We start from the raw sequence: 15,874 nt of genomic DNA, 5'->3' as shown, positions 1-15,874 counted from the left end.
CCTGACTCGATAGGAGCCCCGCCATGGATATCGATGACATCGAGCTGCTGGACGCGCTTCGCGCAGCCGTTCACGACCCAAATCTAGGCCCCGAGTTGGCCGGTGGGCTCTCCCGCCTGCTTGCCGCCGGGGAGGACGCGACCCGCGTCGCCAGCCTGACCGCCGCCTGTGATGCCCGCGGCAGCCTGCAGGCGGTCGTGCGCTGGTACCGGCAGCGCCAGGAGGAGTTCGCCTCATGATGGAGATCGCTGAGTCATTGACGATCCCTCAATCCATCGTGATGGCCGGGCTGATCATCGCCTTCGCCATCTGGACCACGGGGAAAGACTGATGATGAAGACCCGCATCGCCGGCATCCCCTGTCTGGTGGATGTCACCAGCTACACCCCGGCCGATCCGGGCAGCTTCTTCGAGCCGCCCAGCGGGCCGGAAATCGAGTACGAGGTCTACGACCGCCGTGGCTACAAGGCGGGCTGGTTGCTAGCCAAGGTCACTGACGATGACGACCTCGCCATCCTGGAGCAGCACGAAGCCAGCCTGCGCGAAAGCCGGGACCAGGCGCGCATCGATGCCTACATCGACAGCCTGATGCAGGCATGAAAAAGCCCCGTTCCCTGGTGGGCATAGGAGAAGGCCATGAGTGAACTGAAAGCAACGCCTGGGCCGTGGCAACGGTCGCCATCGAAGGAATCGGGCGGCTCGTTCATTGAGCATATCGACGCCGAGTATGTCAGCCATGTTGTGGCATTCGTGCATGCCAGTCACGGCATATTTGACCCGCCAGTCGCCACTGAAGAAGACGCTGCTAACGCACACCTGATCGCAGCGGCGCCGGAGCTGTACGAGGCATTGGAAGCCGCCCGCAGTGACATGAAGAAGGGCGGCATCAGCACAGCAACGATGCGCAAGGTTGTTGATGCCCTAGCCAAAGCCCGCGGCGAATAAAGAAGGCCCCGACCTGGGCGAACAGGTGTGGGGCCGGATGATCCACGAGAAAGCGAATCACCAACGAGGATAGCACCATGAGCATGACTATTGAACAAGCCAAGCATGAGCTGACCACTAACCATCGCGTCGCCACGCTGGAGATGCCGGAAGATGTGTGGCTGCAGCTGCGCGGACTGGGCATCGGGGCCAGTGAGGCCGCGGCGGCCGTCGGGGCCAGCGAGCACCGAACCCCGTTCGAGATCGCCGAGCGCAAGTTGGGACTGGTCAGCGACGACGCCGACGCCAACTACCGCCGCAAGATGAAGATGGCCATGGGCCACGTCATGGAGCCGGTGACCGCCGCCCGCTTCTCGGAGTTCACCGGGCTCAACGTCCAGAACTTCAACTACATGCTGGCCCACCCCGAGCACCCCTTCATGCTGGCCAACATCGACCGCCGCATCGTCGGCGTCACCGATGCGCAGTCGGCCTGGCTCGAGCTGGTCATGGGCCAGACCGTGAAGGGCCCGGGCGTAGCCGAGCTCAAGAACGTCGAGTTCGCGCAGGGCTGGGGCAAGCCGGACAACGTGCACACCACCGGCGGGCTGTGCACCAGTGGCGAGGTGCCGGAGGACTACTTCATCCAGGTGCAGCAGCAGCTGGCCGTGACCGGCTACGAGTGGGGCTTCCTGGTGGTGACCATCGCCGGCTGGGAGACCCGCTGGTACCCGATCCTGCGCGACGACGAGCTGATCGACGACCTGATCGCTTTGGAAGGCGACCTGTGGGCCGCCATTCAGCGCGGCGAGCTGCCGGACATCGACGTCGAGCACCCGAAGGCGCTCGACCTGCTCAAGCGCCTCTATCCGGGTACTGATGGTCGCGTGGTGGCGATGGCCGAGCTCGAGCACTGGAAGAAGGTCGAGGAGGACGCCAAGGCCGAAATCAAGGCCCTGGAAACCACGGCGAAAACGGCCCGTGCGCGAATCCTGAAGGCAATGGGCAGCGCCGCCGTGGCCGCCTTCCCCGACGGCACCTGCTACCGCCGCAAGGAAGTGAAGCGGGCCGGCTACGAGGTGGCGCCCACCAGCTACATCGACTGCCGCGTCGCCAAGCTCAACAAGGCGGAGCTCGAGCAGCTCGAGGAGAGCACTGAAGACCAGAACCAAGGAGAAGCCGCATGACCACTGCACCCCTCAACGCCCAGCAGTTCCAAGCCCCTGCCGAAAGCCATGCGGCGGCGCCGTCTATCCAGACGCAGGAGGAGATGCAGAACCTGCTGTTCAACCACAACGCCATGAGCCAGCTCTACAACCTGGCTCAGGTGATGGCCAAGGGACAGTCGACGGTGCCGCGCCACCTTCAGGGCAACGCCGGGGACTGCATGGCGGTGGTGATGCAGGCTGCGCAGTGGCGCATGAACCCCTTCGCCGTCGCGCAGAAGACTCACCTGGTCAACGGCACGCTGGGCTACGAGGCCCAACTGGTCAATGCCGTGATCAACACCATGGCGCCCACCACCGGCCGCCTGCGGTACGAGTGGTTCGGCGACTGGACAAAGATCATCGGCAAGTTCGTCGAGAAGCAAGGCAAGAACGGCACCTACAAGGCGCCGGGCTGGTCCTCGGAGGATGAGGAAGGGCTGGGCGTTCGCGTGTGGGCCACGCTCAAGGGCGAAGACGAACCTCGTGTTCTGGATATCCTGCTGACCCAAGCCCAGACCCGCAACTCCACCCTGTGGGCCAGCGACCCAAAGCAGCAGCTCGCCTACCTGGCCATCAAACGCTGGGCGCGTCTGTACTGCCCCGACGTGATCCTGGGCGTCTACACCCCCGACGAGGTGGACGGTTACGGCCAGCAGGCCGGTGAGCGGGACGTGACACCGCGCCAGGCGTCGCAAGGGCCGGGTTCGCTGCCCAACACCGCCCAAGGCCGCGCCAAGGCCCGTCTCGCCCAGAAGCGCCAGGCGAGGACTCAGGAGACGCCGCCGACCAGCGAGCCCGCCGAGGACCCCATGGGCGAGCTAGAGGATGCCGGCCCCGGCGGCGAGATCACCTGTGCCTACGTGTGCGAACTGATCAAGAAGGCATCCAACCCTGACGAGCTGGCCGAAGCCGCCGACATGGCCCGCCACCTGCCGGAAGGCGACCAGGGCGTAGCCCGGGAGGCCTACAAGGGGCGCCTGGCAACGCTCAAGCAGCAAGCTGACGGCGGCCAGTAAGCCGCCAACCGCCGGCCCCGCACGATGGGGCCTTCACCGCCAGCCGGAAACACATGGCGCCAAGCCCGCTTGGGGCTGTCGCGCGCCCGTACTCCGGCGCAATAGGAGCCACGACGATGAAAACCGTCACCCTGAAACTGACCGGCATTTCGCCGCTTCTCATGCACAGCGACCGCTATGCGAACCCGCTCGACCCCATGACCAAGGCCCATAAGGTGCTGACCGGAAAGCGGAAGAAGCTGGACGAGGATCACGAAGCTATCGCCAAGTCCGAATGGATGGGCGGCCTCTACCACGATAAGGACATGGGCCCTTATCTGCCCGGCCAGAACATCAAGTCTGCCTTGGTTGGAGCCGCCAAGCTCAACCGCCTGGGCGCCGCCTTCAAGCGCGGCGTCATGGTGCTGGAAGAGCGCGTCAAGCTCGACTATCCCGGCCCGCGCGACCCGGAAAAGATGTTTGCCGAACGAAAATTCGTCGACTGCCGCTCGGTGGTGGTCAGCCAATCGAGGCTGATGCGCTATCGGCCCAAGATTCATGACTGGTCGCTTCAGGTCGACGTGATGTTCAGCCCAGAGATGACCGAGCAAGACAGTATCGTCCGCGCCGCCGAGGATGCCGGCATGTTCGTCGGCCTGGGCGATTACCGCCCCGAGAAGGGCGGCACCTTTGGACGCTTCAACGTGGAGGTTGTGAAGTGAGCAAGGACACCACCTGGATGGAAGGCGCCATCGCCTCTTTCGACCGCGAAGGTTTCAAGGATGGCGACCTGATCAGTCACGAGTGGCTTGACTGGGCGCTGGATATGCCGGCGCCCGCCACCGTAGCCGAATACGAGAAAGCGCGCTGGGAGGAGCGGAACCGCCTCAAGAGCTTCTTCACCTACCTGATGGAGGAGCGCTGCATCGTGGTCGCCAACGTCTGGGGCGAGGGCTACCGAATCGTCCCGCCTGACGACCAGGCCGGCTTCGCCATCCATGCCCTGACCAGGGCAATCAACAAGAGCCTGAACAAAACGCAGCGCATCTTAGCGCATGCACGCTTCGACGAGATGAGCGACGAAGGCGCTCGCCGTCACGTCGACGCCCAGGCCCGGGTGGCGGGCTTCCAGCAACTGATGAATCGGCAGCAGAGGCGCCTCACCCTTCCCTTCCATCCCGCCGAATAGCGCGATTGGCTCAGCGCGCGGCATGCGATGGCATGGCTCGGTCCGGCCAGGCATCGCGTGGCAAGGGCTGCGTATGCAGCGGTCTGGCGGCTTGCGAGCCGCCCTTCCGGTGCAGATGCACCAAGGGCGCCGCCAGGTTCCGCATGGCAGGGCATGCATTGGTATGGCGCGGCAACCCAAGGGCTACAGCGTAGCGGTCTGCCCTCTCTGCGAGAGGGCTTTCCGGTGCGAAAGCACCGTCTGGCCGGGCGCAGCGTGGCCAGGTTTGGCGAGGTGTTGCGATGTGCGCCATGGCACCCCAAGGGCTGTTATCAGCGGTCGCCGGACTCCACGAGCCCGGCTTCCGGTGGCAATAGCCGCCACCCGAGTCTGGGCGCCGCCAAGCGGGGCCAGGCGGGGCTGGGCCTGCCGATGTGAGGCAAGGCACCCCAAGGGCTGCAACGCAGCGTGTAGCGCCTTCTCCGAGGGCGCTATGCCGTGCGCATGCACGCACCTGAACACGAGAAAGGAGCCTATATGGCACGCGGAGTGAACAAGGTCATCCTCATCGGCCACCTGGGGCAGGATCCGGAGGTGCGCTTCATGCCCTCAGGCAACCCGGTCGCCAACCTGAGGCTGGCCACCACCGACAGCTGGATGGACCGCCAGAGCGGCCAGCGCCAGGAGCGCACCGAGTGGCATAGCGTCGTGCTGTTCAACAAGTTGGCCGAGATCGCCCAGCAGTACCTGCGCAAGGGCTCCAAGGTCTACATCGAGGGGCGGCTTCAGACCCGCAAGTGGCAGGGGCAGGACGGCCAGGACCGCTACAGCACGGAAATCGTCGCCAACGACATGCAGATGCTCGACTCCCGCGGCGAGCAGGGCCAGCAGTCCGGCGGACATGACCGCGGCTACACCTCGCCGCAAGGCTATGGCGAGCAGCGCCGGCCGCCACAGAGCCAGCCGCCCGGTTACGGCGCGCCACCGCCCAGCCAGGCCCCGCAAGGCGGTGGCGGCGGCTTCGACGACTTCAACGACGAGATCCCGTTCGCCCGCTTCCCGAATATCGCCGGGGGCTAGGGCCAACCACCATCTTTCAAGGAATCAACATGTCAGACCATCAAAGCCAGACCCTGGAGCAACTGCTCCACCAACACGTCAGCGCTTTCGTCGAGAGTGACAAGCCGAAGGAGATCATCGAGAAGCACGTCGAGAAGATGTTCGAGTCGGTAGTAGAAGACGCCTTCCGCTCCTACGGCGACATGGGTAAGCAGGTCAAGGAAGCGATCAAGGCCGCTATGCCTGGCAACATCAGCGACATGATGGGCCTGGCGCGCTACAACAACCTGATCGCCAACGCTATGCGCAACACCTGGGAGAGCTCCGGCATCGCCGAGAACGTGGCCCAGCGGGCACAGCAGTCGGCCGAGGAAGTGCTCGCAGAGTACGAGATCCCCGAGGCCGTCAGCCTCAAGAAGCTGCTCGAGGCCTTCATCGAGGAGAACGCCGAGGAGGCCCAGCAGAGCGGCTGGGAACACCCGAAGGTGGTCTACGAGGAAGAGGGTAGCTTCATGCACCTCTACTTCGACAAGGACCCGGAAGAGTCTCGCTACTCCTCTCGCAGCAAGTACTCGCTCGACAACAGCCTGGCGGCCCGGATCAAGACGGAGAAGGACCCGAACTACGGTGGCTACGATGTCGCTGAGGTCTACGCCGCCAAGCTCGATGGCGATGTGATGGGTAAGCAGATGGGCGAATGGCACAGCGAGTACGACAAGCTGGTGATCGCCCTCTACTACGGCGAGGCCAAGCTGATCCTCGACTGCGATCCCGACGACTTCTCTTACCCCGGCTACGACTGACGCTTAGCCGCTCCCCGCACGCGCGGGGCTCAACCACCACCCTGCCCCGCCATGCTGCGGGGCTTCCTGTTTCTGGAGGGCACCATGCAGTGTGATTGCCAAACGAAAGTCGCCGAGAAGCTGGCCGAGCACGTCAAGGCGAAGCTGCCCGAAGGCTTCAAAGACTTCGACGCCAAGCTCAAGGGCTACGGCTTCGCCATGGCCGGAAACCAGCTGATGTCGCCGTTCATGATCAGCTACCAAGGCGAGGCCTGGGTGCCGAAGAAGAACGGTGATGGCATGAAGCGGCAGAAGATCGACACCTTCGTCACCGCCAACTTCTGCCCTTTCTGCGGCAAGGCGGCCAAGCCTGATGGCGACCAGGAGGCGGCATGAGCAAGCTCAGCCACGACGGCCCGACCACCTACCACATCCACATCCCTCTACATGTCCTGCTGAGCTACAGCGACAAGAAGCTCGGCGAGGTGGTTGCCCATCCGGACGGCGCGCAGGCAGCGCGCGCCGAGCTGCGAGAGATGCAGCTGATGGGCATGACTGTCTTGGCTGCCGGCAAGTGCGACAACAAAAACCCTGACGGCTCGTGCGCCGGACACCCAAGCACCTCGAAGGAGGCAGCATGAAAACCATTGTCGAGTTCAGCGCGTGCTTCCTGGAGCCGATCATGCGCTTCGCTGACCGGGATGGCGTGCAAGAGAAGATGATCGGAATGCAGGCCATGCCGGCCGCCAAGGGTGGTGTGCTGCTGGCCGCGACCAATGGCCATGTGGCCATCATCGCGCGCGACCCCGAAGGCCGAATGGTCGGCACCAATCCCGTGGTCTTCTCCCCGGAGGCCAAGCTTGTCGAGGCGTCGGCAGCGCATCCGAGCAGCCGCTTCTACCTCACCGACGCAGGCCTGGCCGTGATCTTTGACCGGAAGCCTCAAAACGCTGGCGAGTCCCTACTGGACACCTGCCTGACCGCCGGCAAGGCCCAGCTGCTCAAGTGCGAGCCGCTGAACATTGCGAGCGTCTTCCCCGAGCAGTCAGCGCTGGGCGCGGACAGCGCGCCGTGCTTCAGCGTCAACGCCCACTATGTCGGTCTGTTCAGTGATTCCTTCTCGGTCATGGCGGGAATGGAGCGCGACAGCCGGGAAGGCGTGGAGCTGCGCTGCGAGTTGCCTGAAGCAGGGAAGCGGAGCCGAAAGATACTCGTCCTGCCCGTCGCAGACCACGTGGATGCGGCAGGGGTGATCATGAATATCCACGCAGGCCCGGTCACGTACACCAAGGACTGGATGGAAGTCAGGGCCAAGCCCCGGATTCGCGTGGTGCCGGGCGGGAGGTTGGTAGCATGAGCGATAAGACCGGAATCGAATGGACCGATGCCTCCTGGAACCCGATTAGAGGCTGCTCCCGTGTCTCCGAAGGCTGCCGGCACTGCTATGCGGAAAGCCAGGCGGCGCGGATCATCGCCATGGATCGCGGTCGTGGCATCCCCGAGGGAAAGGGCGCCTATGACGGCCTGCTCGCCAAGGGCGGCCAGTGGAACGGCACCATTCGGATGCTTCCCGGGCTGCTGACGCAGCCGATTCGCTGGAGCAAGCCTCGCAAGATATTCGTAAACAGCATGAGTGACCTCTTCCACGAGAGCGTGCCGTTCGAATTCATTGCGGCTGTTTTCGGCGTCATGGCAAGCACGCCAAGACACACCTACCAGGTGCTAACCAAGCGCCCGGGTCGGATGCTGGAGTTCTTCGCCTGGCTGGCCCAGCAAGCCGAGGGGGCCAATGAGCGATACATGAACTCCAGCAGCTACCGGCGCGGCGTCGAGGCGCGGCAGGCGCTTCGCGACGAGGGCAAAGCGTCCTTGAGCGAACCGCAACCCCCGACTGAGATAGTTCGCGGCTTGTACGACATCGCGACACCGATCATCAGCCCGCACATGGACGGCAAATCCCGCTACCACCACCTGCAGCACCTGGGCGAGAGACACTGGCGAAGGTGGCCGCTCGATAACGTCTGGCTCGGCGTCAGCGTCGAGGACCAGGCCACGGCCGACGAGCGTATCCCGCTGTTGCTCGAAGCGCCGGCAGCAGTGCGATGGCTCAGCATGGAGCCGCTGCTGGGCCCTATCACACTCCCGCGAGTTGACTTCCACTGTGATCTCTGTGGCGGCACCGGGATCCTGGCGCGCTGGCCGAAAGGGCGCTGCCATCACTGCAACGGCCGCGGCGCAATCCCTGCGATAAGCACGGACCCCAAGTTCGGAACGCCGACCACGCCTGCACGCCACATCGACTGGGTAGTCGCCGGCGGCGAGTCCGGTAAGAAGGCGCGGCCGATGCACCCCGACTGGGCCCGAACCGTCCGCGATCAATGTGCCGGCGCCGATGTGCCGTTCCTGTTCAAACAATGGGGCGAGTGGCTGCCGATGCTCGGGCAGGCCGAAGGCGTGAGCGTCCGTGGCGAGAAGCACATCTTCGACGACGGCACCGTGATGGGTTGGGCCGGGAAGAAAGCCGCGGGGCGCCTTCTGGACGGCCAGCAACACGACGAATACCCGAGGGCGCGCCAATGAACCTGCTCACCAGCATCGCCGCCATGCTTGGCACCAAGGCCAGGACATGGGCCGGCATCCCGATACCTCGCCACCAGGCGCCACGCAAGCCCAAGTACGGCAGCGTGAAGGCTCACCAGCGACACGCCGCCAAGCGTCGCGCACGACGACGCGCCAGGCGGCTCAACCACTACTGACAGGCCACCCCACCGAGGTGGCCTTTTTCATGCCCAAGGAGAGCGACATGCACGACATCGACACCGTTTTCGAGGCCTGGCACCAGGCCGCCCAAGCCAGCGCCCTCGCCGCCCAGCAGCTCGAGGCCTGGCTGTCATGACCGGCCAGCCGCACCCCGATTCACCGAATGCCAAGTGGGCACGCCACGGCTACCAGGTCGAGCGCATCCCGCGCCGCGGGAGCGGCGGCCATCACCGCATCATCCGCGACCCCGAGGGGCGCGTCGTGCTTCAGGACGCCGGCCATGCCGGCGAACTGGAGTGGATCAAGGCCAACCTGGAGGCCGGCACGCATGATTGAGCGGCACGAGATTCGGCACTTTCAGCTTTTCTGCGGCCTGGGTGGCGGTGGCCGGGGCTTCAACCGCGGGAGCGCGCGCGTCGGCAACATGGAGGCGCGCTTTCGCTGTGTCGGCGGGATCGACATCGATGCAGGCGCGATTGCTGACTTCCAGCGCCTGACTGGCGTTCCCGGGACAGTCATGGACCTGTTTTCACGTGAACAGTACATTGCCTTCCACGGCCACGAGCCGCCGCCCGACTGGCGTGAAGCGACTCCTGCCGACCTGCGGCGCGCGGCTGGCGGCGAACGGCCGCACATCGGGTTCACCAGCAGCCCATGCAAGGGGCTGTCGGGGCTGTTGAACGAGACGCTCAGCAAGACCGCCAAATACCAGGCGCTGAATGAGTTGACGCTCCGCGGGATCTGGTTGCTATGCGAGGCCTGGGCCGACGATCCGCTCGAGTTCATCCTGTTCGAGAACGTGCCGCGTATCGCTAGCCGCGGCCGCCACCTGCTTGACCAGATCTGTGCCCTGCTGGAGAGCTACGGCTATGCCGTGGCTGAGACCACCCACGACTGTGGCGAACTGGGAGGCCTGGCGCAGTCTCGCAAGCGCTTCCTTCTTGTGGCTCGTCATCAGGCGAAGGTGCCGCCCTTTCTCTACGAGCCGCAGAAGCGGCCGCTTCGCGCCGTGGGCGACGTGCTCGAAAAGCTTCCGTTGCCGGGCGATATCGAGCTTGGCGGCCCGATGCATCGGATCCCGTCTCTACAGTGGCGCACCTGGGTTCGCCTGGCCATGGTTGAGGCGGGCAAGGACTGGCGCTCACTTGAGCGCCTGCGTGTCGAAGGCGGGGCGCTGGCTGACTACGGCATCGTGCCTGGCTGCAGCTGGCACGGCGGCGTAATGGGCGTGAATCGCTGGAATGAAACCTGCGGTACCGTCACCAGTCGCGCCGGGCCCACTAACGGCGCCTTTGCCATCGCCGACCCGCGAATTGACGGCCACCCACGCTCCGTGCAGCACGGCGTTCGTCGCTGGGATCAGCCGGCCCCGGTGGTGACCGGCAAGATGTTCGTTGGCGGCGGCCCTCACTCGGTCGCAGACCCTCGCATCGGCCGGCGAGGCCCTAGGTTCAGCAACGTCTACCGGGTCGTGCGCTGGTCCGACGCCTCTCCGGCCGTCACCAGCGGCGCCGGCCCAACCGCTGGCGGGCTGGCGATCGCTGACCCCCGCTCCGGCATGGCCGCCAGCCGGCCGCACTACCAAACCGGCGGGCACTACGGCGTGGTGGACTGGAACGCCGCCGCCGGCACTGTCAGCGGCAAGGCCAGGCACGATAGCGGGCGCTTCTCGGTTGCGGACCCGAGGGCCGCAGCTGCTCACGCGATTGCTGATGCCCTGCCAGCGCCGACAGACAGAGGCGCCTACATCATCGTAGCCGAGGATGGCACCTGGCACCGCCCGTTCACCACCCTCGAGCTCGCGGCGTTGCAAAGCCTCGTCGATCCAGAGGAACACCTCGAACTGGAAGGCCTGAGCGATAGCGCTTGGCGCGAACGCATTGGCAACGCAGTGCCTCCCGATGCCGCCGAGGCCATCGCCGGTGTCATGGGTACCACCCTGCTGCTGGCGTGGGCGGGCGAAACGTTCGCCTTGGGCAGTACCCCGATATGGGTTCGCCAGGTCGCCGCCGGCCTATCGCTCCACCAACCCGAGAAACCCGACCCCAAGGCCGCCCACTGAGGCGGCCGGTTCGTTCTGGAGGTCCTATGAACAGCCCTGTAATGCGATACCACGGCGGCAAGTGGCGGCTTGCACCGTGGATCATGTCACAGTTTCCGCCGCATTCAGCCTTCGATGTTTACGTTGAGCCTTTCGGCGGAGCTGCTGGGGTGCTTCTCCAGAAGATTCCCTCAAAGCATGAGGTTTACAACGATCTGGACGAAGACGTGGTGAATGTCTTTCGCGTTCTTCGAGACCCGTGGAAAGCCCAGCATCTCGCGAAGCTGTGTCGCCTCACGCCGTTTGCTCGCAGTGAGTTCGAATTGGCCTACCAGCCCACCACCGACCCCGTTGAGCGAGCCCGGCGCACCCTGTTTCGTGCTTCAGCCGGGTTTGGGTCCGCATCTGCGACAGCCGGAACGAGCGGTTTTCGAACTTACACCGGAGAAGACGGACCTCGAGGCAAAATCGCCGCTACCTGGCTGGACTATCCACGAGTCATTGCCAGCTACGTTGAGCGCCTCCAGGGGGTGATTATCGAGAACCGCCCCGCCCTCGACGTGATGCTTCAGCATGACCGAGAGCGCGCCCTTCACTACGTAGACCCGCCCTACCTGGATTCAACTCGCCAGAAGGGCCACCGGCTCGTATATCGCCATGAAATGGATGAGGCCGAGCATATAGAGCTCCTCACGGGGCTGAAATCGCTGCAAGGGTTCGTCGTGCTGTCCGGCTATGACAGCGAGCTGTACCGAGAATCACTGCCCGGATGGCACCTAGTGCAGAAAGACGTTCAAGCGTCTGGCCAGCGTGGTGGAGCAACCCGTACTGAATGTCTGTGGTTATCCCCTCGCGTTGTCCAGCAACAGCGCCAAGCCGACATGTTCGCCACCGCCTAAACCTTCGCCGCCCGGCGGGCGGCATCGCAACCTGGAGACATCGCCATGTGGTTCAAGAACCTTCGTCTGTATCGCCTGCCCGCTGCCGGCAGCATCGCCGTTGAAGCCCTAGCCGAAGCCATGGGCCGCTTCGCCACCCGCGACATGGGCGGCCACGAGGCCAAGCACCTGGGCTGGGTGCCGCCGGCCGGGCGCAAGAGTGACACCCTGGTCCACGCCATCCAAGGCCAGTTCCTGCTGACCATGCAGCGCCAGGAGCGAATCCTGCCCTCGTCCGTGGTGAAAGAGGAGGTGGAGGCCCGCTGCGAGGAGATCGAGGCCGTTCGCGGCGGCCCGGTGGCGCGCGCGGAGAAGATGAGCATCCGGGAGCAGGTCTACGAGGAGTTCCTGCCCCGCGCCTTCGTGCGCAGCCACCGGGTCGACCTCTGGTGGGACATGGCCGGCGGCATGATCGCCGTCAACACCTCGTCGGCGAAGCGTGCCGAGGAGGCGCTGGACCTGCTGCGCGCCACGCTGGGCAGCCTGAAGGTGCTGCCGATCGCTACTCACTCGCTGCCGACGCGCGTCATGACGCACTGGTTGCAAGACCCGAGCCTGCGCCCGTCCTGGCTGGAAGTCGGCGACAGCGTGCAGCTCCGCGAAAAAGGCGACGACGGCAAGGTGACGGCCAAGAACGTCGACCTCGATACCGACGACATGCAGCAGCTGCTGGAGTGTGGGCGCCAGGCCTCTCAGCTGAGCATCACCCTCGATGAGCGGGTATCGCTGACGCTGACCGATGACCTGACGCTCAAGAGTCTGCGCTTCTCCGATGCCTTGCTGGACGAGGCCGGCGATACCGACGACGACGGCGACGCCGTCCTGCGGCTCGAGACCGACTTCATCCTGATGGTCAACGCCCTGCGCGACGTCATCAAGCTGCTGCTGACCGGGCTGGGCGGCGAGGCCGTGCCCGAGTTCAAGAGCATGGATGAGGCGGCGCCCTCGCCTGCCTCGCCCGGTACCGACGAGCCCGACCCACTGCTGAGCGAGGCCAAGGCCTTCGTGATCGAGAGCGGGCGAGCGTCGATATCGGCCGTGCAGCGGAAATTCAAGATCGGCTACAACCGCGCGGCGCACCTCATCGAGGACCTGGAGCGCCAGGGCGTGGTTTCCCCCATGGACAACAGCGGCGCCCGTAAGGTGCTCGAGGAGGTGGCATGACATCGCTGGCCCACACCCCGGCCGAGACGGCAGCCTGCTCGTTCTGCGAGCAGGTCATGCAGCGCAACCAGGAGCTGGAAGACGATAAGGCGCGCCTGGCCGAGCAACTCGACCTGTCCGACCAGCTCGCGGACCTGGCGGAGGCGCGCCGACACCTGGATGAGGTCATCCGCCGATCCGGCATGCTCAAGAAGCCGACCACCTTCCTGGAAGCTGTGGCCGCCGTCTGCGCAGACAACCACGAGCTGCGCCGGCAACTGGCCAATCACCGCGCCTGACCGCCCGCCTACTACCGCTGGAGCCCATGATGAACACACACGCCCACGAGAGCGGGCGCGCGCCCGTGCGCGCCTCGCTCGACCCCTACGACGAGGCTATCCGTCTGGCCCTGGACAACAGGGACTTGCGCGAGGAGCTGGCTGTCGCTCTGCGCCGCGCCGAGAGCGCGGCCGCCAGTCGGGACAAGGCCAAGGCCGAAGCCGACCAGCAGCGCGAACGCGCCGACCGCCTGGCCGCCGAAAAGGCGGCCGGCAAGAAGGAGCTGGCCCAGACTCGCCACCAGGCGAGACAGCGCGTCCAGCAACTGGAAGCCGAGCTGTCCCGCAAGGAGAAGGCGCCCGCCGAGAAGGCCGGCGAGGATCCGGGGCCGCACGCCACGATCAAGAGCGACGACGGTCGCGTCGTCGTTCAGCTGGCCTTCAACCAGGTGCACATCCACGAGCCCGACCGCTGGTACATGGTCAGCAGCAAGCCGCTCGACCAGGCGGAGAAGCACCGCCTGGTCTTCTGCGGGCTGATCGACGGCATCATGGCCGGCGACGACGCCGTCTTCATCAAGGGCGCCATCCACCGCCTGGCCGGCCACTGGCGCAAGGAGAACGGCTGCCAGCGCATCGAAGACCTCGACCTGCCGGCCCGCGTCGTCACCCAGCTCGAGGACGCCGGCTATGAGCTGCTGAGCGAGATCGGTACCGAGGCCAAGCGCAAGGCGCTCGCCGGCATCAAGGGCATCGGCCCGGCCACCATCCAGAAGATCGCGCGCGCGGTGCGCAAGGCAGGTGGCCGGTGACCAACTTCGACCTTCACGAGAAAGCCCAGCAGTTGGCCGACAACGAGTCGGCCTATCAGTTGGCCCGCCGACTGATAGAGATGGAGCAGGACTGCGACCAGCTACGCGGCTGCTTGCACAGCGCCTGCGAGGAGCTGAGCGCCCTGAAAGCCGCCCTGGTGGACGAAGGCGAAGAGGTGCCGACAGGGCCGGCGCTGTCGCTGGTGGAGAAGCTGAAGGCAGAGCGTGACGGCCTGGCGGAGAAGGCTCCGAAGGGTATGGGGCGTGAAGAAAGGGAAGCTGCCTGGGCCGCACTGCGCATGGTGCGCGATGCCATAGGCGAACTGTTTGGCCCAACCGCCTCTATCGAGAGCGACGAGGCGGTTCTGCTGCGCGGCCCCGAATACCACCACGAGGCTGAGGCGCAGATAGCTGCGTTGAAAAGGGTGAGCGATGGCTTCAATGCCCTGGCAGCCACGCTGGGCAAGATTTGCGACATCTTCGGAATCGGCGAGGCGGCACGCTCATCGAGCGTTCTTCTGGTCAACGTCGAGAACGCTGCCCGCTTCGCCGGCTACCTGCATGCCATCGAGAATAAATTCCTCATGGTGCCGGGCAAGCCGGACGACGACTTCCCTGACATCGAGCCAGATGATGAATGCCTGGTGAACAGCTGGGGCGCCCGATGCACAGAGAATTATGTCGAGCAGTTTCGGGAGGCGCTGAACTTCCTGGTTGCTACCAAGCTCGAGGAGGTTCTGAAACAGGAGGCCTTGAACTTCGAGCGCGACGAGTCTGACTCAGACACCACCTCCGAAAGGGCGGCTTACAGGCGCGCAGCAATGTGCTTGCGCACAAGGGGTGAAGCCGAGCGCCGACGGGCTAGGGAGGTGCTGGATGGATGCTGACCTCCCTCCCCTGACCGAAGCCCTGGTGCAAGACGTCATCTACGCCTGGTGCAGCAGCGCCAAGCACGAGATCACGGTGCCGAACTGCGGCGCCGTGTGGGGCCCTGAAGCCGACGTGGTATCGGTCACCCGGGCAAGGCTCGGCCACGAGTTCGAGATCAAGGTCAGTCGATCCGACTGGCTTTCCGAGCTGCGCCAGATTCGCGGAGACCGGCGCTGCGCGAAGTGGTATCGCGCCCATACCCTGACCAACGCCAAGGAGGAAGCGAAGAAGACCGCCGGCCTGGCTGCCAAGGGCTCGAACTGCTGCGGGCTGGTCCCGCCCAGCTACTTCTGGCTGGTCACCGCACCCGGAATCGTCCGAGACGACGAGCTGCCCGCCTATGCCGGCCTGATGGAGGTCGTGCCCTACCGTCATGGCATCCACCAGGCCCACGGCTACCGGGTCACCGAGACGCGACCCGCGCCCCGACTGCATCGCGTCAAGCTCCTCGACAACCAGCTGATGGCCATGGCGCGGGGCGTGACCCTGCGCTACTGGCAGCAACGAAGGAAAGCCGCATGAGAACCCGACTCAAGAATTCTCCTGTTCCCGATATCCGCGCTGGCTGGCGACCGATATCCAGCGCCCGGGCCCGGAAGCTACGTCGCCGTGGCGAGCACGTCGAGTGGCGCCCCTCCCTTCACTCCCTGGCCTGGATGCCTGGTGGCGTGCTTCCCGAAGGTGTCGTGGAAGGAGCCGCGCCCGGCGAATACGAAGCCAGGTGCCGGGGCTGTGACGAGTACATGCCCATCGTCTGCGGCCTGAGCGAGATCCCCGACGAGGACTATGAACACTGGTGCGGCGGCTCGCCGATGTGCTGCCCATAGAGAGGACCA

23 protein-coding genes are annotated in these 15,874 nt (G+C 65.1%); all 23 read left to right on the top strand.

Features of this window, described 5'->3' with window-relative positions; translation table 11 throughout:
* Window positions 1-23 precede the first annotated feature (23 nt).
* The 23 genes from ACT7B3_RS08590 to ACT7B3_RS08480 all read left to right on the top strand — a co-directional run bounded on the left by ACT7B3_RS08590 (window position 24) and on the right by ACT7B3_RS08480 (window position 15,865).
* Window positions 24-239 carry a hypothetical protein gene (locus tag ACT7B3_RS08590; RefSeq protein ID WP_445157624.1) on the top strand — a complete coding sequence of 72 codons (216 nt, stop codon included), beginning with the start codon at window positions 24-26 and terminating at the stop codon, window positions 237-239.
* 91 nt (window positions 240-330) lie between these two features.
* A complete protein-coding gene (locus ACT7B3_RS08585; protein WP_445157623.1) occupies window positions 331-600 on the top strand; it encodes a hypothetical protein in 270 nt (89 codons plus the stop codon).
* Between the two features lie 36 nt (window positions 601-636).
* Complete coding sequence (locus tag ACT7B3_RS08580; protein WP_445157622.1) at window positions 637-945, top strand: hypothetical protein; 309 nt, start codon at window positions 637-639, stop codon at window positions 943-945.
* 77 nt (window positions 946-1,022) lie between these two features.
* The gene (locus ACT7B3_RS08575; RefSeq protein ID WP_445157621.1) at window positions 1,023-2,111 is read left to right on the top strand and encodes a YqaJ viral recombinase family nuclease; all 1,089 of its coding nucleotides are present in this window, start codon (window positions 1,023-1,025) and stop codon (window positions 2,109-2,111) included.
* Window positions 2,108-3,148: a RecT family recombinase gene (locus ACT7B3_RS08570; RefSeq protein ID WP_445157620.1), complete on the top strand. Its 1,041-nt coding sequence runs from the start codon at window positions 2,108-2,110 to the stop codon at window positions 3,146-3,148. Before ACT7B3_RS08575 ends, ACT7B3_RS08570 begins: the two co-directional genes overlap by 4 nt.
* 116 nt (window positions 3,149-3,264) lie before the next feature.
* Complete coding sequence (locus ACT7B3_RS08565) at window positions 3,265-3,849, top strand: hypothetical protein (protein ID WP_445157619.1); 585 nt, start codon at window positions 3,265-3,267, stop codon at window positions 3,847-3,849.
* Window positions 3,846-4,316, top strand: a complete 471-nt coding sequence (locus ACT7B3_RS08560; RefSeq protein WP_445157618.1) for a hypothetical protein — start codon at window positions 3,846-3,848, stop codon at window positions 4,314-4,316. Before ACT7B3_RS08565 ends, ACT7B3_RS08560 begins: the two co-directional genes overlap by 4 nt.
* Window positions 4,317-4,832: 516 nt before the next feature.
* Complete coding sequence (ssb, locus tag ACT7B3_RS08555; RefSeq protein WP_445157617.1) at window positions 4,833-5,375, top strand: single-stranded DNA-binding protein; 543 nt, start codon at window positions 4,833-4,835, stop codon at window positions 5,373-5,375.
* Between the two features lie 29 nt (window positions 5,376-5,404).
* The gene (locus tag ACT7B3_RS08550) at window positions 5,405-6,157 is read left to right on the top strand and encodes a hypothetical protein (protein ID WP_445157616.1); all 753 of its coding nucleotides are present in this window, start codon (window positions 5,405-5,407) and stop codon (window positions 6,155-6,157) included.
* An 84-nt stretch (window positions 6,158-6,241) separates the two neighbouring features.
* A complete protein-coding gene (locus ACT7B3_RS08545; RefSeq protein ID WP_445157615.1) occupies window positions 6,242-6,532 on the top strand; it encodes a hypothetical protein in 291 nt (96 codons plus the stop codon).
* Window positions 6,529-6,777 (top strand): hypothetical protein, encoded by a 249-nt coding sequence (locus ACT7B3_RS08540; protein ID WP_445157614.1) that lies wholly within the window; start codon window positions 6,529-6,531, stop codon window positions 6,775-6,777. Before ACT7B3_RS08545 ends, ACT7B3_RS08540 begins: the two co-directional genes overlap by 4 nt.
* Window positions 6,774-7,493: a hypothetical protein gene (locus tag ACT7B3_RS08535; RefSeq protein WP_445157613.1), complete on the top strand. Its 720-nt coding sequence runs from the start codon at window positions 6,774-6,776 to the stop codon at window positions 7,491-7,493. Before ACT7B3_RS08540 ends, ACT7B3_RS08535 begins: the two co-directional genes overlap by 4 nt.
* Window positions 7,490-8,716, top strand: a complete 1,227-nt coding sequence (locus tag ACT7B3_RS08530; RefSeq protein WP_445157612.1) for a DUF5131 family protein — start codon at window positions 7,490-7,492, stop codon at window positions 8,714-8,716. Before ACT7B3_RS08535 ends, ACT7B3_RS08530 begins: the two co-directional genes overlap by 4 nt.
* The gene (locus ACT7B3_RS08525) at window positions 8,713-8,892 is read left to right on the top strand and encodes a hypothetical protein (RefSeq protein ID WP_445157611.1); all 180 of its coding nucleotides are present in this window, start codon (window positions 8,713-8,715) and stop codon (window positions 8,890-8,892) included. Before ACT7B3_RS08530 ends, ACT7B3_RS08525 begins: the two co-directional genes overlap by 4 nt.
* Before the next feature lie 136 nt (window positions 8,893-9,028).
* Window positions 9,029-9,232 (top strand): hypothetical protein, encoded by a 204-nt coding sequence (locus tag ACT7B3_RS08520; protein WP_445157610.1) that lies wholly within the window; start codon window positions 9,029-9,031, stop codon window positions 9,230-9,232.
* Window positions 9,225-10,958, top strand: a complete 1,734-nt coding sequence (locus tag ACT7B3_RS08515; RefSeq protein WP_445157609.1) for a DNA cytosine methyltransferase — start codon at window positions 9,225-9,227, stop codon at window positions 10,956-10,958. Before ACT7B3_RS08520 ends, ACT7B3_RS08515 begins: the two co-directional genes overlap by 8 nt.
* A 26-nt stretch (window positions 10,959-10,984) precedes the next feature.
* A complete protein-coding gene (locus ACT7B3_RS08510; protein ID WP_445157608.1) occupies window positions 10,985-11,836 on the top strand; it encodes a DNA adenine methylase in 852 nt (283 codons plus the stop codon).
* A 45-nt stretch (window positions 11,837-11,881) separates the two neighbouring features.
* Complete coding sequence (gene rdgC / locus ACT7B3_RS08505) at window positions 11,882-13,039, top strand: recombination-associated protein RdgC (RefSeq protein ID WP_445157607.1); 1,158 nt, start codon at window positions 11,882-11,884, stop codon at window positions 13,037-13,039.
* On the top strand, window positions 13,036-13,317 hold the full coding sequence (locus ACT7B3_RS08500; protein WP_445157606.1) for a hypothetical protein: 282 nt from the start codon (window positions 13,036-13,038) through the stop codon (window positions 13,315-13,317). Before rdgC ends, ACT7B3_RS08500 begins: the two co-directional genes overlap by 4 nt.
* 29 nt (window positions 13,318-13,346) lie before the next feature.
* Window positions 13,347-14,108 carry a hypothetical protein gene (locus ACT7B3_RS08495; protein WP_445157605.1) on the top strand — a complete coding sequence of 254 codons (762 nt, stop codon included), beginning with the start codon at window positions 13,347-13,349 and terminating at the stop codon, window positions 14,106-14,108.
* Window positions 14,105-14,995, top strand: a complete 891-nt coding sequence (locus ACT7B3_RS08490; protein ID WP_445157604.1) for a hypothetical protein — start codon at window positions 14,105-14,107, stop codon at window positions 14,993-14,995. Before ACT7B3_RS08495 ends, ACT7B3_RS08490 begins: the two co-directional genes overlap by 4 nt.
* Complete coding sequence (locus ACT7B3_RS08485) at window positions 14,985-15,560, top strand: hypothetical protein (RefSeq protein ID WP_445157603.1); 576 nt, start codon at window positions 14,985-14,987, stop codon at window positions 15,558-15,560. Before ACT7B3_RS08490 ends, ACT7B3_RS08485 begins: the two co-directional genes overlap by 11 nt.
* The gene (locus ACT7B3_RS08480; RefSeq protein WP_445157602.1) at window positions 15,557-15,865 is read left to right on the top strand and encodes a hypothetical protein; all 309 of its coding nucleotides are present in this window, start codon (window positions 15,557-15,559) and stop codon (window positions 15,863-15,865) included. The genes ACT7B3_RS08485 and ACT7B3_RS08480 overlap by 4 nt, the downstream gene beginning before the upstream one ends.
* Window positions 15,866-15,874 lie beyond the last annotated feature (9 nt).

The sequence above is a fragment of the Halomonas sp. E14 genome (genome assembly GCF_052568415.1).
Note: the sequence above shows the minus strand (reverse complement) of the source record. Positions and strands in the feature narration are given on the sequence as shown.

What these genes read in the sequence shown, in the direction of transcription:
- ACT7B3_RS08590 (WP_445157624.1), top strand. Translation starts at nt 24, where the DNA reads ATGGATATCGATGACATCGAGCTGCTGGACGCGCTTCGCGCAGCCGTT.
- ACT7B3_RS08585 (WP_445157623.1), top strand. Translation starts at nt 331, where the DNA reads ATGATGAAGACCCGCATCGCCGGCATCCCCTGTCTGGTGGATGTCACC.
- ACT7B3_RS08580 (WP_445157622.1), top strand. Translation starts at nt 637, where the DNA reads ATGAGTGAACTGAAAGCAACGCCTGGGCCGTGGCAACGGTCGCCATCG.
- ACT7B3_RS08575 (WP_445157621.1), top strand. Translation starts at nt 1,023, where the DNA reads ATGAGCATGACTATTGAACAAGCCAAGCATGAGCTGACCACTAACCAT.
- ACT7B3_RS08570 (WP_445157620.1), top strand. Translation starts at nt 2,108, where the DNA reads ATGACCACTGCACCCCTCAACGCCCAGCAGTTCCAAGCCCCTGCCGAA.
- ACT7B3_RS08565 (WP_445157619.1), top strand. Translation starts at nt 3,265, where the DNA reads ATGAAAACCGTCACCCTGAAACTGACCGGCATTTCGCCGCTTCTCATG.
- ssb (WP_445157617.1), top strand. Translation starts at nt 4,833, where the DNA reads ATGGCACGCGGAGTGAACAAGGTCATCCTCATCGGCCACCTGGGGCAG.
- ACT7B3_RS08550 (WP_445157616.1), top strand. Translation starts at nt 5,405, where the DNA reads ATGTCAGACCATCAAAGCCAGACCCTGGAGCAACTGCTCCACCAACAC.
- ACT7B3_RS08545 (WP_445157615.1), top strand. Translation starts at nt 6,242, where the DNA reads ATGCAGTGTGATTGCCAAACGAAAGTCGCCGAGAAGCTGGCCGAGCAC.
- ACT7B3_RS08540 (WP_445157614.1), top strand. Translation starts at nt 6,529, where the DNA reads ATGAGCAAGCTCAGCCACGACGGCCCGACCACCTACCACATCCACATC.
- ACT7B3_RS08535 (WP_445157613.1), top strand. Translation starts at nt 6,774, where the DNA reads ATGAAAACCATTGTCGAGTTCAGCGCGTGCTTCCTGGAGCCGATCATG.
- ACT7B3_RS08530 (WP_445157612.1), top strand. Translation starts at nt 7,490, where the DNA reads ATGAGCGATAAGACCGGAATCGAATGGACCGATGCCTCCTGGAACCCG.
- ACT7B3_RS08525 (WP_445157611.1), top strand. Translation starts at nt 8,713, where the DNA reads ATGAACCTGCTCACCAGCATCGCCGCCATGCTTGGCACCAAGGCCAGG.
- ACT7B3_RS08520 (WP_445157610.1), top strand. Translation starts at nt 9,029, where the DNA reads ATGACCGGCCAGCCGCACCCCGATTCACCGAATGCCAAGTGGGCACGC.
- ACT7B3_RS08515 (WP_445157609.1), top strand. Translation starts at nt 9,225, where the DNA reads ATGATTGAGCGGCACGAGATTCGGCACTTTCAGCTTTTCTGCGGCCTG.
- ACT7B3_RS08510 (WP_445157608.1), top strand. Translation starts at nt 10,985, where the DNA reads ATGAACAGCCCTGTAATGCGATACCACGGCGGCAAGTGGCGGCTTGCA.
- rdgC (WP_445157607.1), top strand. Translation starts at nt 11,882, where the DNA reads ATGTGGTTCAAGAACCTTCGTCTGTATCGCCTGCCCGCTGCCGGCAGC.
- ACT7B3_RS08500 (WP_445157606.1), top strand. Translation starts at nt 13,036, where the DNA reads ATGACATCGCTGGCCCACACCCCGGCCGAGACGGCAGCCTGCTCGTTC.
- ACT7B3_RS08495 (WP_445157605.1), top strand. Translation starts at nt 13,347, where the DNA reads ATGAACACACACGCCCACGAGAGCGGGCGCGCGCCCGTGCGCGCCTCG.
- ACT7B3_RS08485 (WP_445157603.1), top strand. Translation starts at nt 14,985, where the DNA reads ATGGATGCTGACCTCCCTCCCCTGACCGAAGCCCTGGTGCAAGACGTC.
- ACT7B3_RS08480 (WP_445157602.1), top strand. Translation starts at nt 15,557, where the DNA reads ATGAGAACCCGACTCAAGAATTCTCCTGTTCCCGATATCCGCGCTGGC.